Annotated in this window: 10 protein-coding genes; 6 read left to right on the plus strand and 4 right to left on the minus strand. The window is 45.2% G+C overall.

What is annotated here, in order from left to right:
- Window positions 1-13: 13 nt before the first annotated feature.
- The 3 genes from pgmB to CLV25_RS11740 form a co-directional block, all read right to left on the minus strand.
- Window positions 14-676, minus strand: a complete 663-nt coding sequence (pgmB, locus tag CLV25_RS11730) for a beta-phosphoglucomutase (protein ID WP_131839846.1) — start codon at window positions 674-676, stop codon at window positions 14-16.
- A gap of 125 nt (window positions 677-801) precedes the next feature.
- Window positions 802-2,133 (minus strand): MFS transporter, encoded by a 1,332-nt coding sequence (locus tag CLV25_RS11735; RefSeq protein ID WP_207895663.1) that lies wholly within the window; start codon window positions 2,131-2,133, stop codon window positions 802-804.
- Between the two features lie 378 nt (window positions 2,134-2,511).
- Window positions 2,512-3,516: a LacI family DNA-binding transcriptional regulator gene (locus tag CLV25_RS11740; RefSeq protein ID WP_131839848.1), complete on the minus strand. Its 1,005-nt coding sequence runs from the start codon at window positions 3,514-3,516 to the stop codon at window positions 2,512-2,514.
- 247 nt (window positions 3,517-3,763) lie between these two features.
- Here CLV25_RS11740 and CLV25_RS11745 point away from each other — a divergent pair, with 247 nt between their 5' ends.
- The 5 genes from CLV25_RS11745 to CLV25_RS11765 all read left to right on the plus strand — a co-directional run bounded on the left by CLV25_RS11745 (window position 3,764) and on the right by CLV25_RS11765 (window position 13,022).
- On the plus strand, window positions 3,764-6,742 hold the full coding sequence (locus CLV25_RS11745; protein WP_131839849.1) for a SusC/RagA family TonB-linked outer membrane protein: 2,979 nt from the start codon (window positions 3,764-3,766) through the stop codon (window positions 6,740-6,742).
- A gap of 19 nt (window positions 6,743-6,761) precedes the next feature.
- Window positions 6,762-8,360 (plus strand): RagB/SusD family nutrient uptake outer membrane protein, encoded by a 1,599-nt coding sequence (locus CLV25_RS11750; RefSeq protein ID WP_131839850.1) that lies wholly within the window; start codon window positions 6,762-6,764, stop codon window positions 8,358-8,360.
- An 18-nt stretch (window positions 8,361-8,378) separates the two neighbouring features.
- Complete coding sequence (locus tag CLV25_RS11755) at window positions 8,379-9,167, plus strand: SusE domain-containing protein (RefSeq protein WP_131839851.1); 789 nt, start codon at window positions 8,379-8,381, stop codon at window positions 9,165-9,167.
- A gap of 83 nt (window positions 9,168-9,250) precedes the next feature.
- Entirely contained in the window at window positions 9,251-10,576 is a 1,326-nt protein-coding gene (locus tag CLV25_RS11760) for an alpha-amylase family glycosyl hydrolase (RefSeq protein ID WP_131839852.1), read from the plus strand.
- A 1,192-nt stretch (window positions 10,577-11,768) separates the two neighbouring features.
- Window positions 11,769-13,022 (plus strand): alpha-amylase family glycosyl hydrolase, encoded by a 1,254-nt coding sequence (locus tag CLV25_RS11765; protein WP_131839853.1) that lies wholly within the window; start codon window positions 11,769-11,771, stop codon window positions 13,020-13,022.
- 73 nt (window positions 13,023-13,095) lie between these two features.
- Here CLV25_RS11765 and CLV25_RS11770 read toward each other — a convergent pair whose 3' ends face one another.
- Window positions 13,096-13,362 (minus strand): acylphosphatase, encoded by a 267-nt coding sequence (locus tag CLV25_RS11770; RefSeq protein WP_131839854.1) that lies wholly within the window; start codon window positions 13,360-13,362, stop codon window positions 13,096-13,098.
- Window positions 13,363-13,482: 120 nt separating this feature from the next.
- Between CLV25_RS11770 and CLV25_RS11775 the strand changes: the two genes are divergently transcribed.
- Window positions 13,483-15,999 (plus strand): outer membrane beta-barrel family protein, encoded by a 2,517-nt coding sequence (locus tag CLV25_RS11775; RefSeq protein ID WP_131839855.1) that lies wholly within the window; start codon window positions 13,483-13,485, stop codon window positions 15,997-15,999.
- The last annotated feature ends 9 nt before the right edge of the window (window positions 16,000-16,008 follow it).

Below are 16,008 nucleotides of genomic sequence, written 5' to 3' on the forward strand. Positions count from 1 at the left end.
AGTACAGATACGATTACTTTACGTTCAACAAACACATAAACTTCTCGTAGTTAAGATCTGCCAAACTACCTATAACTACGTCTGCCTTAGCTAGGATCTGATCGCTACCAACGCCAACTGCAAACATGCCGCCAGCCTTTGCTGCTTCAATACCAGCCTCCGCATCTTCAAACACTACGCTATGCTCTGGACTTACCCCCAAAACATTAGCAGCGGCTACAAACACCTCTGGATCTGGCTTAGCAGCGCTAACTTTATTGCCATCAATAATGGCATCAAAGTGGCTCATTAAACCAAGCCTAGAAAGAATTAGATTAGCATTTTTACTTGCCGACCCAATGGCCGTTTTAATGCCCTTTTGTCGCAATTCAACAAGAAAAGGAACAACTCCGGGAAGTATTTCATCAGCGCCCATTTTTGTGATATAGTCAACATACCACTCATTTTTATCGTGCGCCCATTTCTCTTTTTGTTCAGGGGTTGCATCTATATTGCCAACCTCTAGCAAAATCTCTAGCGATCGTACTCGGCTCACGCCTTTTAATCGCTCATTATCCTTCTCGGTAAACTCAAAACCAAGCATTTCGGCCAATCTTCTCCACGCTAAATAGTGATACTTTGCAGTATCGACTATAACTCCATCCAAGTCGAAAATACAGGCTTTTACATTTCTCATTTTGCACCTACTATAAATTAACTAACAATTCAAACAAGAGTAAGTTACAGTGAATAATGGGCAAAAGGTATTTCTAATGGTTAATAACCACTTTCACTGTAAACAAACTTTGCACTCCAAACAAACTACGCTCCTTTTCTATCCTTAACAACAAAGACCATCATACTTGCAAGCAACCAAGAGATACCTGCCATAATTATCATGTAAATAGCACGTTCATGAAAAACGTACTTGAGAAGCGTTCCAGATAAAATCCCACTAATGATTTGAGGAACAACAACGGTAATGTTAAAGATTCCCATGTAAACGCCTGTCTTTCCAGCTGGTAAAGCCTGCGAAAGAATAGCATAAGGCATTGCAAGAATAGCAGCCCACGCAATTCCAACTCCTACCATTGAAAATATGAGCGCATACTGTCCCTTAAAAAAGTAGATCGATAAAAACCCCAGCGCACCAACAAAAAGCGCTAAAGAAAAAGTTCTCTTTCTTCCAAAACTATCAGCAACCTTATTCATTATGATAGAGAATAATGCTGCAAAAACGCTGTACAGGCCAAAGAGCACTCCTACCCAATTTGCAGCTTCGTTATATGCTGCAGACGAAGAATCTCCGATGGGGGTACCCCAGATATGTTGAGCGACAGCTGGAGTAGTGTACACCCACATAGTAAAAAGAGCAAACCAAGAAAAAAACTGAACTACAGCAAGTTGACCAAGCACTGCAGGCATATTTACGATAGTCTTAAAAAAGCTGGATTTCTCGGCAACTTTTTCTTCTTCCAAGGATTTTCCCTGATATTCTGCAAATTCCTTTGGAGCATATTCTTTTGTTCGAAATACAGTCCAAAGCACAGACAATAGTAATATTCCTCCACCTAAGTAGAATGACCATATCACAGAATCGGGCACCTGCCCCTCAGGTGCAGTGTTATCGATGTCCATAAAATTTGTAAGAACATAAGGTAGGAACGATCCGATTATTGCCCCAACATTTATCAGAAATGTTTGTACAGAATAACCCAAAGTTGTTTGTTCGCCTGGCGTCATATCTGCAACCAATGAGCGGAATGGCTGAAAGGTAACGTTGAACGAAGCGTCCATAAGAGCCAACATGATGGCACCAAATATAATAGGAGGTATAATTGCAACGACCCAATTCGCATTTGGCATTAGGAACATCCCTAATGTTGCAGCAATAGCCCCCCCTAAGATGAACGGCTTTCTTCTCCCAAGCCTGTTCCAAGTTCTATCGCTAGCGGCACCAACCCAAGGCTGAATTACCAACCCCATAATAGGTGCGACAAGCCAAAAGAAGGAGAGATGATGCAGGTCGGCTCCAAAATTGGATAGTATGCGAGATACATTAGCATTTTGCAGCGCAAAGCCTGCTTGAACCCCTAAGAATCCAAAACTTAAGTTCCAAATTTGCCAAAACGACAGCTTAGGTTTAGATTTCATTATCGTGCGTGCTTAAATTTTACGTTAAAATAAACTAAATACACTGCCAAAAATAGGAAAAAGAGCTTTTGAATTTCAACCCCACATTTTTCTTAAAAGGGTGCAAAAGACTGATTTTTACATTTCAATCGTTTGCAATGGCAAAAAAATCGCCAAATATTTTTGTTTTTATGTTTTATAACATGTTTTTATACCACAATGTTTATCGCCGCAAAGGTTTGCGAGAAAATTCTTTTTTAATAACAAGATACTAATCTCTCCAAAAAACAACAGAAAAAGCAAAAAAGTTCCATCTAAAAAGTAGTATTACAGAACTACTAACAAATAAAAAGGGGAATGCTCAAACAGCACTCCCCTTTTTATTTGTCGTATAGAAAACTAGGTAGTCTCTCGAACAATAATACTTGCCTCAAGCGTATGGACACGTTCTTTCGTAGGAACTTTATCTATTTTATCTATCAAGGTCTGCATCGCGACACGTCCCATTTCCCTTCCAGGTTGCCGAACGGTCGTTAATGGAGGTTCCACCATTCGTGCGATATCTTCATCGCCAAACCCTACCACAGCAACCTGATCAGGAACCAATATCCCTTCTCTTTTCAAGGCTTTTAAAACACCCATTGCTGTAAAATCATTGCATGTAAATATAGCATCAAACTCAATTCCTTTTGCAACTAAGGCCTCTACGCCAGCCCCTCCCTTTTCAAAAGAATCGGCATAAAGCACTAGATCTTCACTAAAAGGAATACCATTATCTTGTAATGCTTTCTTATACCCTCTAAGCCTCTCTCGCCCCACATGCGTTGATGCTGGTCCTGCAAAATGGGCAATGCTTCGACGTCCAATTTTAAGAAGGTATTCAACCGCATCGTATGCTCCTTTATAATCGTCAAAAACAACAGAGTCTACGTTATCCTGCTCAATAGGCCTATCGAAAAAAACTATCGGAATACCTTTGGCTTGAAGCTCGTCAAAATGCTCGTAGGTTGACGTTTCTTTTGAAATAGATACGATTAAACCGTCAATCCATCCATCAGAAAATGCATCTAAAGCCTCTCCCTCTTGCTCAAAACTTTCGTTACTTTGCTGAACTATTACGCGCATTTTATGCTTATCGGCAACCTCCTGTATTCCGGAAATAACAGAAGAAAAAAAGTAATGAACCAGTTCAGGAATAATCACCCCTACAATATTGCTTCGACTATTTTTCAGGCTAAGCGCCATCATATTTGGCTTATACTTAAGCCTTTGTGACAACTCAACCACGGCTTTTTTAGTTTCAACGCTGATATCAGGGTGATCTTTCAGTGCTCGAGACACCGTAGAAACAGACAGCCCTAGCTCTTTAGCAATATCCTTAATGGTTACTCGGCTATTTTTCATTAGGTTAGATATTTCAATTATCCACTTGCAAAGTAAACAATTTAAAAAAAAAGATGTTACAATGATCAGAAAGCAGGTTTTGGGTTTGGTGTTTTTTATGTTTTACAACATATTTTTAACATTGCAATCGTTTGCGACAACGTTTGATAAAAATCCCCTCAACTAACACTGCTTAACGCTATTAAACTTATAATAAATTAGCGGTGCAAAAAGGTCAATTTCTAGAACGTAAATTAACACTTGAATTATGAAACTACCCATTTCCGCATTAAGGAAATCCCTTATGACTCTACTGGTAGTTTCCCTATTTTCGGTAGGTGCCATGGCACAAGTACTGAAAGTTACAGGGAAAGTAACTGATTCGAAAACTGGTGAAGGTCTCCCAGGGGTAAGCGTAATCGTTAAAGGTACCACCACTGGTACAGCCACCGACATCAACGGTGCGTATTCTATTAATGCATCGAAAGGTGCTACGCTGGAGTTCTCTTTCGTTGGGTATACTCCACTCTCGGCTACTGTAGAAGGAGCAATACTTAACGTAAAACTTGTAGAAGCAACAAAAACTATTGACGAGGTTGTTGTAATTGGCTATGGTTCTGTAAAGATTAAAGATGCTACCGGATCAGTACAGGCTGTATCGTCAAAGAACTTTACTAAAGGAATGGCAAGTTCGCCTCAAGAGTTGATTGCAGGTAAACTTTCTGGTGTTACTGTAACCTCTAATGGTGGTAGCCCAACCTCTTCTCCTACAATCAGAATTAGAGGAGGTTCGTCTGTGTCAGCCAGCAACGATCCTCTAATTGTAATTGATGGCGTTCCTGTAGACAACAACGCCATTTCAGGTGTTGGAAATGCGCTACAATCAATCAATCCAAACGACATTGAAAGCATAAATGTCCTTAAGGACGCAAGTTCTACAGCCATCTATGGTGCTCGTGCTTCAAATGGGGTTATTATCATTACCACGAAAAAGGGTAAGAGTGGCTTTAACGTAACCTTCGAGAGCAAGAATAGCATTGCTACTCCTACTGAATCTCTAGAGGTTCTTTCTTCTAAAGAGCTAATTGATATTGCCAAAAACTACTATGCGAGCAACTCGCAAGCAATGGCTGTAATCAATGCTGCCGATACAAAAGTTAATACAGACTGGCAAGATGCGATTTTAAGAAATGCATTTAGCTCAGACAACAACATTAGCGTATCTGGAACAAAAGGGTTCCTACCTTACCGTGTTTCGCTTGGTTATACCAAACAAGACGGTATCGTTAAGACTTCTGGCCTAGAAAGAACTACGATGGCTGTTAACCTTTCTCCTACCTTCTTTGACAAGAGCCTTTCTGTTAACTTAAACTTGAAAGGAACCTACTCAGAAAATAGGTTTAATCAGGCTGGAGCAATTAACGAGTCGCTTCTTTACGATCCTACAAAAACTCCAAAATCAAGCGATCCTAAATATCAGCCATATGGAGGCTACTTTACTTGGCTTGACAATGCAGGCAAACCGCTAAAATTTGCCTACAACCCTCTTTCTCAACTAGAGCAACGCTATGACAAAGGATATGCTTACAGAAGCATCGGGAATCTACAGCTAGACTATAAGATCCCTTACCTAGAAGGATTAAAGGCTGTACTAAACCTTGGATACGACTACTCTAAGAGTAATGGAAAGGTTTATGCTTCAGAAAATGCAGGTTTTGCATACTACGACAAAGGCATAAACAACAAGTACGATCAAGAAAAAAAGAACGAGCTGTTAGACTTCTACTTTAACTACAATAAGCCTTTCGACTTCTTGAAAAGCAACCTAGACATAACTGCAGGTTACTCTTGGCAACATTTCTGGAGATCGGAAAGCAACGACAACTCTAATATTCCTGGTACAATTACCAGCAAATCTGACAACAAAACAGAGAACTACCTAGTATCCTTCTTTGGTAGAGTAAACTATTCGATTTTTGACAAATACCTGCTTACTGCAACTGTTAGAAGAGATGGTTCTTCAAGATTCCAAGGCGACAATCAATGGGGTACATTCCCTTCTGCTGCAATTGCATGGAAGCTAGACCAAGAAGAAATATTCAAGAACATACCTGTTCTTTCTTCATTGAAGCTACGTGCAGGTTGGGGTATTACAGGTCAGCAAGATATTACCAACAACGACTACCCTGCACTAGCAAGGTACACTTACGGTAACAACACCCACCAGTACCCACTTGGAGGAACTTACTACAACGTAATTACCCCAGTTGCTTACGATGCAAATCTAAAGTGGGAGGAAACCGAATCGTACAATGTTGGCTTAGACTTTGGCGTTTTCAATAGCAGAATAACAGGATCAGTTGACTTATACTACAAGTACACTTCTGACTTGATCAACAACATTGCTATTCCTGCAGGTACCAACTTTGCCGAAAACATTATCACCAACGTTGGCAACTTCGAAAGTAGAGGTATCGACCTCAACCTGACTGGCCAAGTTATAAACAAGAAAGATCTTAACTGGTCTTTAACCTATGTTCTTAACTACAATAAGACGAAGATCAAGAAGCTTACCCTTCTTGAAGATCCTAGCTTTGTTGGAAATGAAGTTGGAGGTATTGCTGGTGCTCAAAACAACAACATTCAGCTCAATGCCGTTGGCAACCCTCTTAACAGCTTCTACGTATTCAAGCAAGTTTACGACCAAAACGGAAAGCCAATCGAATCGCTATACGAAGATTTGAACGGTGATGGCAAGATTGATGGAAAAGACCGTTACATCTACAAGTCGCCATATGCGCCTGTTACAATGGGATTAAACTCAGCCCTTACCTACAAGAACTGGATGTTTAACTTCTCAGGTCGACTTTCTCTAGGCAACTACGTTTACAACAACGTTGCGTCTAAGTCTACCTATAGTGAGATTTTCCCTAACAACCTTGGATTCCTTCAAAACATTCCAAGATCGACTGTAAAAACTGGATTTAAGACTCTTACTTCAAACCTATTAAAGTCTGACTACTTTGTTGAAAACGCATCTTTCTTTAAGATGGACTATATCACGTTGGGCTATACCTTCAACAAGATATTCTCAACCAAGCTGTCGGCCGTTGTAACAGGAACTGTACAAAATGCCTTTGTTATTACAAATTATAGCGGTTTGAACCCAGAGGTGTTTAACGGAATAGACAACCAAGTTTATCCAACTCCACGTACATACGTACTTGGCTTAACGTTAAATTTCTAACCCAATTTAAGCGATTACCATGAAAAAAATAAAATATGGCATACTGATGCTGATCGCCGTTGTCTTCGGAATCACATCGTGTACAAAGGATTTGGATGTAAAGCCAATCGATCCCGATGATGTAACAGCAGAAGTTGTTTACTCAAAGCCTGAGGGGTACTCTCAAGGCCTAGCAAAAATATACGGTCTTTTTAGCTTAACCGGTGATGGTATCAAGGGAGACATCTCTGGTGATGAAGGTTTTTCTGGATTCCTTCGTGTTTACTGGAACATCCAAGAGCTAACTTCGGATAATGCAAAATGCGCCTGGGGTGATGCTGGTATCGATCAGCTAAACTTCGGACAGCTTTCGCCCGAAAACCAGTTTGTGTACTACATGTACTACCGCGTTATGCTCTCGGCAACCTTTATGAACGAGTACCTACGTCAAACTACCGAAGACAAGGTAAAAGGACGTGGTCTTGGAAATATTTGGCCTGATGTACAAAAATACCGTGCAGAGGTTCGCTTCCTAAGAGCTTACATCTACTGGGTTGGCCTAGACCTATTCGGAAACATTCCTGTAGTAACCGAAGCCGACCAGATTGGGGCAGGTCTTCCAATACAAAAAACTCAAAAAGAAGTTTTTGACTTCGTAGAAAAAGAGCTTCTTGAAGTGCAAAACGAGCTTGCTGCCCCAAACAGCAATGCTTACGGAAGAGTTGACAAAGCTGCTGCATGGACTTTGCTTGCCAAGCTTTACCTAAATGCAGAAACCTACATAAAGGAAAAGCACTACACCGATGCTTACACCTACGCTAAGAAGGTTATTACCGAATCAAGCTACAAGCTACAAAACAACTACGCCTACAATTTCTTGGCAGATAACGATGTAAACAAGAGCGAGATCATTTGGCCTATCGCCAGCGATGGTACCAGAACTCAAAGCTTTGCCAACCTTACCTTCATCATGAACTCTTCAACCAACGGTGGCGATGCTGCATGGAAGTCGGCTATAGGCCTTCAAGGTGGATGGAATGGTAATAGAGGTACTGCAAAGCTAGCTGAGCTATTCGGCATTACCGATAAGGCATCTCTTGAAAGCTGCCCAGACAAGCGTGCTATGTTTAGAATGCTCGACGACATCAAAATGAATGACTGGAAAACCTTTGTTCAAGGTGTCGGAATCATGAAGTTTAAGAATATTACTTCGACAGGTGCCGTAGGTAGCGATCCTACCGGAACGTTCCCTGATACCGACTTCCCTATGTTGCGCTTAGCCGATGTTTACCTAATGTACGCCGAAGCAGCAGTTAGAGGCGGTGGTGATGTTGATGCAACCGTTCCATTCGTAAACGACATCCGTAAGAGAGCATTTGGAGATGAGAACCACAACGTCGCTAAAGCAGATCTTACGCTAGACTTTATCCTTGCCGAGCGTGGAAGAGAATTGTACTACGAAGCAACTCGCCGTACCGACCTTGTCCGCTTTGGAAAGTTTACTTCGGCAGACTACCTATGGCCTTGGAAAGGTGGTGCAAAGGATGGTAAAGCTACCGATGTTAAGTACAACCTGCTTCCTCTTCCTTACCAAGAAGTTGGATCGAATCCTAACATGAAGCAAAACCCTGGTTACTAATCCATTTACAACCAAGACATGAAAAGATTAAAATATTTAGCATATGCCCTTGCTAGCATCTTTTTACTAGCATCATGCGAAAAGGACGAAACAAAGGTTTATCTATCCGATAAATCAACAGCACCCGTGCTATCAACTCCAGCAGATAAGCTGACCATATCCTTAACCGAAGGAACCAAAGACGAAACGTTTACGCAGTTTGTATGGAGCAAAGCCGACTACGGTTTTAAGGCTGCAATTGAGTACCAAATTCAGTTTTCGAAGAACAGCGACATGTCGAGGCCTAAGGTGCTTAGCACGGTTTCGCTTAGCAACAAGTACAGCCTTTCGAACTTAGAATTCGACAAGTTCCTTCTTGGAAGCTTAAAGCTAACACCAAACGTTGCAGCAACCATTTACTACAGAGTTGTTGCCGTTGTAGCAGGTCTTCCTCGCACCACCTACCCTGCTGGCGGTGCCACTACAGCCGTACAAACGATGACCGTTACTCCTTTCAACACCCCTGTTGACGTAAAATCGTGGGGTATTGTTGGTAGCGCAACTCCAAACGGATGGAATGGTCCTGACTTTGTTATGGACGATGGCGATGTAGAAGGACAGTACGAGGCTATTGTTACGCTAAACGCTGGCGAAATTAAGTTTAGGTTTAACAACGACTGGGGGTTGAACCTTGGTGGTACACCAGGAGCGCTAACCCAAGGCGGCAATAACATTGCAATTTCTGAGGCAGGTAAGTACAAAATCACCCTAACGGTGAAGAAGGATGGCAATACCTACACAGGAACCTACACCATCGTAAAGCTATAAAGCACTACTAATTTTAAGAGGGGTTTCTTTAGGGAAACCCCTCTTCTTTTTATAATCACCAACAGAGGTCAACTATACGTAATATGAAACGATTTATCACAAGTGCTCTTGCGCTAATTGTTGCCGCTACCTCATTCGGCCAACCCAAGCAGAGCCCTCAGGCAACCATCAAGCATGTTGACTGGGCCAAGAATGCCGTAATCTACGAGGTAAACACCCGCCAGTACACCCCCGAGGGAACCTTCAAGGCCATGCAGGCACACCTCCCCCGCCTCAAGCAGCTCGGCGTCGATATCCTCTGGTTTATGCCCATCCACAAGATTGGCGTAAAGGACCGCAAGGGCGAGCTGGGCAGCTACTACTCCATTCAGGACTACAAGAGCATCAACCCCGAGTTCGGCAATATGGATGACTTTAAGGCCACCGTTAAGGAGGCCCACAAGCTCGGCTTTAAGGTAATCATTGACTGGGTGGCCAACCACACCTCGCGCGACTCGAAGTGGCTCATCGAGCATCCCGAGTGGTTCGTAAAGGACAAGGACGGGAACGTGCTTGCCCCATTCGACTGGAGCGACGTGGCCAAGCTCGACTACACCAGCAAGGAGATGCGCGCCGCCATGGTCGACGCCATGAAGTTCTGGCTCACCGAGGCCAACATCGACGGCTTCCGCTGCGATGTGGCCGGCGAGGTGCCCACCGATTTCTGGGATGATGCCCGTCGCGAGCTCGACAAGGTGAAGCCCGTATTCATGCTCGCCGAAGCCGAGAAGCCCGAACTTACCCTAAAGGCTTTCGACATGGACTACGCCTGGAACCTTCACCACATCATGAACCAGATTGCACAGGGCAAGCAGGATGTAAGCGCCATCTCCGGCTACTTCAAGAAGCAGGATTCGCTCTACACCAAAAGCGCCATCAGGATGAGCTTCACCTCGAACCACGACGAGAACACCTGGAACGGCACCGAGTTCGAGCGCATGGGCCCTGCGGCCAAAACCTTCGCTGCGCTCTGCTACATGATGCCCGGCATGCCGCTAATCTACAACGGACAGGAGGTTGCCTTTAACCGCCGCCTCGAGTTCTTCAAGAAGGATTCCATCGCTTGGAAGGACGACGCCGCCTACACCACCTTCTACCAAAAGCTCAACCAGCTCCGCAAGGCCAACAAGGCCCTTTGGAGCGGCGACAACCGCAACGTTTCGTACAAGGTCGATCCAAAGGGTAATACGCTAATCATCGAGCGCACCAAGGAGCAGAACCGGGTAGTAGCCCTGTTCAACATGAGCGGCAAAGAGGTCCAAATGGCGACACCTTCGTCAGCAAAGAAGGAGTACCTCAGCGGCAAAACCTACAAGCCCAACACCAAGGTCACCCTAAAACCTTGGGAGTTCTTAATCTTCGTAAAGTAGCATACCATAGCGCATAGAGGCTGCTCGCACGAGCAGCCTCTTATTTTTGCCTCCATCTCCGGGTTCTCCGGCCACCAGCCTCAGCTCTTTTACTTCCAGGCTGAGCTCTAGAGCAACTTAGCTCAGCTCTACTGCCTCCAGCCTGAGTACTATTGCTTCCAGCTTAAGCTCTAGGGCTTCCAGTCCGAGTACTTTTGCTTCCAGCCCCAGCTCTAGGGCTTCCAGTCCGAGTACTTTTGTTTCCAGCCCCAGCTCTACGGCTTCCAGTCTGAATACTTTTGCTTCCAGCCCCAGCTCTACGGCTTCCAGTCCGAGTACTTTTGCTTCCAGCCTGAGCTCTTTTGTTTCCAGCCTAAACTCTAGAGCAACTTAGCTGAGTTCTGAAGCTACTGCGCCGAGCTCTTCTGCTACTGCGGCCAGCTCTACCGTTACTGCGCCCAGCTCTTTTGCTACTGGGCTAAGCTCTGGAGCTACTGCGCCCAGCTCTGGAACTACTGTGGCCAGCTCTTTTGCTACTGCGCTAAGCTCTTTTGCTACTGCGCTAAGCTCTGAAGCTACTGCGACGAGTTCTAAAGCTACTGCGACCAGCTCTGGAGCTACTGCGACGAGTAAAGGGGGAGCTACCGTTCGCCAAGCAGTTCCCCATCCAGCATACGCACATCCGTGCAGGCCAGCGCCACCTCAAGCGGTGAACGCCCCCAATAGCAAACGACAACCAACCCCTAACGCATCTTATCCCCTAGGGATTCCGCTTTTACAGATTGAAGAAAACGATCATTGGAAGAACAACCAACCAACAGAGGACATGCTTACTCGTACAGAATAAAGTTTCTCCGTGAACACCATGGCGAAGCCATACCAGATCGGCGCGAATTCTGTTCGAGCGAGCGGAGCTGCTACAACGCCAATTCTCGTAACAGCGACGAAAGGACTAGAAGCAAGCCTTTAAGATAGAGACATTCCACCGCGACCGAGCGAGTTAATTCGGGCCAAGGGTTTTTCGTTCTTTTTGCCCTTCAAAAAGAACAGATAAGAAGAGAAAATCATCTTTATAAAGTTCTCTCCTCTTCTAATTACTGATCCTGCATTTTTTTAGGCGAAATCCCGCATCTTATTCCCCACCCCCTTGAATCCCCAACCACTTCTTCCCTATATTTGAGGCAGCACCAAAGAGGCATACAGCAAAAAAAACGTGAAGCACCCCGATTGGACCAAGAACGCAACCATCTACGAGCTCAACGTTCGTCAATTCACCCCCGAGGGAACCTTTAGGGCCACCCAACAGCATCTAGTTCGCCTAAAAGACCTCGGCATTGGCATCGTATGGCTAATGCCGATCCACCCTATCGGAGAGCTCGAGCGGAAGGGAACGCTGGGCAGCTACTACTCCGTAAAGGACTATACGGCCATCAACCCCGAGTTTGGAGACTTCGACGATTTCAAGGCTTTTGTTGATGAAGCCCACCGAAACGGAATCCGGGTAATCATCGATTGGGTAGCCAACCACACCTCGCGCGATGCGGTTTGGATTACCGAACACCCCGACTGGTACAAGAGGGATAGCGCAGGAAACATTCGCGTCCCCTACGACTGGACGGACGTAGCCCAACTCGACACCAACAACCGCCACATGTGGCAGGGCATGGCCAGCTGCATGAAGTACTGGATCTCCGCGGCCAACATCGACGGCTTCCGCTGCGACATGGCCAGCCTGCTGCCCGTCGAATTTTGGGAGTACATCCGCCAAGAGATCGACAAGGAGCATCGCCTATTCATGCTTGCCGAAAGCGAAGACCCCCTACTGCACCGAAAAGCCTTCAACGCCACCTACTACTGGGATCTCCACCATACAATGAACGGCCTTGTGCAGGGTAAGAATACCGTTGAAGACCTAGATCGATGCTTCAAGAAGCAGCACACCCTATTCTCCCCAAACGACATGAGGCTCATCTTTACCTCGAACCACGACGAGAATAGCTGGAACGGAACCGAGTTCGAACGAATGGGGATTGCGGCTAGGCAGATGGCCGTATTCTCGTTCCTTATCCCCGGAATGCCCCTTATCTACAACGGACAGGAGGCAGCCCTTAGCCACCGCCTTAAGTTCTTCGACAAGGACAGCATCGAGTGGAATGTAAACCGCAACTTCGAGGAGCTATACAAGAAGCTAACCGCACTAAAAAAGGAGCACGAAGCACTTTGGAATGCCGAATGGGGAGGCTCCTTTGGCTACCAGTTCAACGGACAAAGCAAAACATTTACGGTTGAACGCAAAAAGAAGGGGGATATCGTTATAGGGCTCTTCAACTTTAGCTCCAATACGGCAAGCGCCAGCACTCCACCTTACCCCACAACCGACTACCTGAAGGGCTCCGTACACGGAGCCTCGAGAGGGATACGCATGCTGCCTTGGCAGTACATCGTACTAGTTAACAGCATCAGTTAAGCAGCCAACAACAAAACGCACTACGTGCTACTCCCTATTCCCTATTCCCTATTCCCTGTTCACTGTTCACTAGCTATCGTACCCCAAAATATGTGTAGCCAACCAATGGCTGCGAGTGCGCCTCTACCCTATCAACAAGCGCTCTGGCAGGTCCAACTCTACAGTAGTCAACAAGCGTTTCTACGGCCACATCGTCGCCTTCGGCTTCCACCTCAACCTTTCCGTTCGGAAGATTACGAACAAAGCCAACAACACCAAGTTCCTGCGCCCTTCGTTCAACAAAATAACGAAACCCGACACCTTGAACACGCCCACTTACAACAATACGCTTGCTTACCATAGCTACTAGCACATTACGATTAACAAAGTCTTAACAAAAATAGGCCAAAACCATGCAATTCTACAATGGGAATGGTGTCTAAATCCGAGTAAAGCCAATACGTAAATCAAAAATCGACTAATGAGTTCGAACACTTTTAAAATTGTAATCCTAGCATTCATCTTAGGATCTGCCCTAAGCAGTGCTGCCCAGCAGCGTTCGGGTGGGTCGGGGGCAAGCCATGGAGCTAACCCAGCAGGATCGCTTAAGCTTACCAAGATAACGGGAACCGTTATCGACAAATCGACCAGTAAGCCCGTCGAATACGCCAACATTGCCATCTACCGGGCAAAGGATAGCACGCTTGTTACCGGAGGCATTTCCGATAATGCAGGAAAGTTTTCCATAGATAGAATACCTTACGGAATATACACGCTAAAGGTTAAATTCATCGGCTACTCGACATCGGTAGTTAAGGATGTGAAGGCAAACCAACCAACAACCGATGTGGGGAAAATAGACATTAACCCTTCATCAAAAAACATAGAAGAGGTAACGGTAGTTGGCCGTAAAAACGAGGTGCAAAACAACCTCGACAAGAAGGTGTACAACATCGACCGAAGCATGTACGGCACAGGTGGAACTGCACTAGACATTATGCAATCGCTGCCTGCTGTTGCAGTTGATTTCGACGGCAACGTATCCATGCGAGGATCGAGCGTTACCATTCTTATTGATGGAAGACCTTCGAACCTTGTAAGCCTCGACCAAATGCCAGCACACCTTATTCAGCGCGTTGAAATTATTAGCAACCCTTCGGCCAAGTATGATCCCGAAGGTATGTCGGGTATCATCAACATTATCCTAAAGAAGAACATACAGCGCGGACTAAACGGCATGGTAAACCTAAATGCCGGCTACAACAACAAGTGGATGGGATCGGCAACCCTAAACTACCGCAAGAATAAGGTTAACTTCTTCACCAACTACACGCTTCGCTCATTCAATGGAGAGAGCTACCAAGACTCATGGTCGAACAGCACCTTTAATGGAACCAACACCTTCCAGCAAAGAAACACGACTACTGACAATAAAATGAGGATGCAGAACATTCAAGCGGGAATAGACTACTACCTCAACGATAAAAATACGCTGAACACCTCGTTTACGCTTGAGCCCAGAAGCATGAGATCTAACGATGAAGCAACAGGCTACACCAATAGCAACGGAGTGAAGATGTACGACTACAATCGATACACCAAGAACAAAGGCTCTAACAAAGGTGGCTTTGAGTACGACTTAGCCTACAAGCGTACCTTTGCCCGCGAAGGCGAAGAGCTTACTGCCGAGTTTAACATCGATAGGGGAAACAACGAGATGGAGCAAACCTCCATAGAGCAAAACACAAAGACGCCAGAAAATAATTTTACGAAACCTTTAACCCCCTACACCCATCAGCTTACCAATAGCAATAACGACAACGTAAGAACCATGTTCCGTACAGACTACGTTCTTCCTTTGGCCGAAATGGGACGCGTAGAGGTTGGCTATATGCTATCGAACAGCCTAAGCAAATCGACCTACGATCTGTCAAAAGCTTACGCCGAAAATACGGCACCCGTTCTACAGCCTCAATACACCAATGATTTCGACTACCGCCAAACAGTAAATGCTGTATACGCAAACTACGGTATTAGCATCGGCAAATTTAAGGCTCAAGCAGGGCTTCGTGCCGAAAATGCCGACACCCATGGCGAGCAGAAGACCGAAAATACCTCGTTCAGGAAGAACTTCTTCGACTTCTTCCCTTCGGCATTCGTAAAGTATGCACCCAACGATAACAACGAGTTCGGCATTAACTATAGCCGACGCACCAACAGACCAAGAATGTGGTCGCTAAACCCATTCGTTAACCGTGCCGATACGCTCAATACATCACAGGGAAATCCCGACCTAGATCCTGAGTACATCAATTCGTTCGAAGTTGGATACACTCGCATCTTCAACAAGAATTCGGTATCGCTTACCGCTTTCTACCGTAAAACAACCGGCATTGTTGCCACTATACGCCAGCAGGTAGATGCCCTTCGCTCTTTCACCACCTTTGTTAACCTCAACAGCGGCGAATCGTATGGTGCCGAAGCTGCGGCAAACATCAACATTTTTAAGTGGTGGAATACCAACTGGAGCTACAGTTACTTCCACACAAAGCTTACCGACAACAGCAGCGTGCTTGACAATAAGACAAAGGACTCCGACTCGTGGACGCTAAGGGCCACATCAAACTGGTTCCTAAGCAAGCAATTTAGCCTACAAGCCATGTACAACTACAGATCACCAGTTGTTACTACTGGGGCTGGAGGATTCCGTGGAATGGGCGGTGCTTCTCAAGGAAAATCTCATGCGAGCTACACCGTAGACATGGGAGCTCGTTACTCCATACTTAAAGGGAAAGGCGACGTTAGCCTAAGGGTTAGCGATATATTTGACACCGGAAGGTATATCACTGATGGGTTTGGACCTAACTATACCTCCTACTCTAAGAGCTGGAGGCAGACACCAAACGTCTTCCTAGGGTTTACCTACCGCATTAACGACTTTAAGCGTAAACCACAAAAGCAGCAAGATCAAAATAGCATGGACGAAGAAATGATGTAAGCCTTGTTC

The sequence above is a fragment of the Acetobacteroides hydrogenigenes genome, assembly GCF_004340205.1.
In the GTDB taxonomy this organism is placed as follows: domain Bacteria; phylum Bacteroidota; class Bacteroidia; order Bacteroidales; family ZOR0009; genus Acetobacteroides; species Acetobacteroides hydrogenigenes.

Excerpts from the sequence above, each read along its gene's own strand:
- pgmB (WP_131839846.1), bottom strand. The coding sequence starts at position 676 with ATGAGAAATGTAAAAGCCTGTATTTTCGACTTGGATGGAGTTATAGTC.
- CLV25_RS11735 (WP_207895663.1), bottom strand. The coding sequence starts at position 2,133 with ATGAAATCTAAACCTAAGCTGTCGTTTTGGCAAATTTGGAACTTAAGT.
- CLV25_RS11740 (WP_131839848.1), bottom strand. The coding sequence starts at position 3,516 with ATGAAAAATAGCCGAGTAACCATTAAGGATATTGCTAAAGAGCTAGGG.
- CLV25_RS11745 (WP_131839849.1), top strand. The coding sequence starts at position 3,764 with ATGAAACTACCCATTTCCGCATTAAGGAAATCCCTTATGACTCTACTG.
- CLV25_RS11750 (WP_131839850.1), top strand. The coding sequence starts at position 6,762 with ATGAAAAAAATAAAATATGGCATACTGATGCTGATCGCCGTTGTCTTC.
- CLV25_RS11755 (WP_131839851.1), top strand. The coding sequence starts at position 8,379 with ATGAAAAGATTAAAATATTTAGCATATGCCCTTGCTAGCATCTTTTTA.
- CLV25_RS11760 (WP_131839852.1), top strand. The coding sequence starts at position 9,251 with ATGAAACGATTTATCACAAGTGCTCTTGCGCTAATTGTTGCCGCTACC.
- CLV25_RS11770 (WP_131839854.1), bottom strand. The coding sequence starts at position 13,362 with ATGGTAAGCAAGCGTATTGTTGTAAGTGGGCGTGTTCAAGGTGTCGGG.
- CLV25_RS11775 (WP_131839855.1), top strand. The coding sequence starts at position 13,483 with ATGAGTTCGAACACTTTTAAAATTGTAATCCTAGCATTCATCTTAGGA.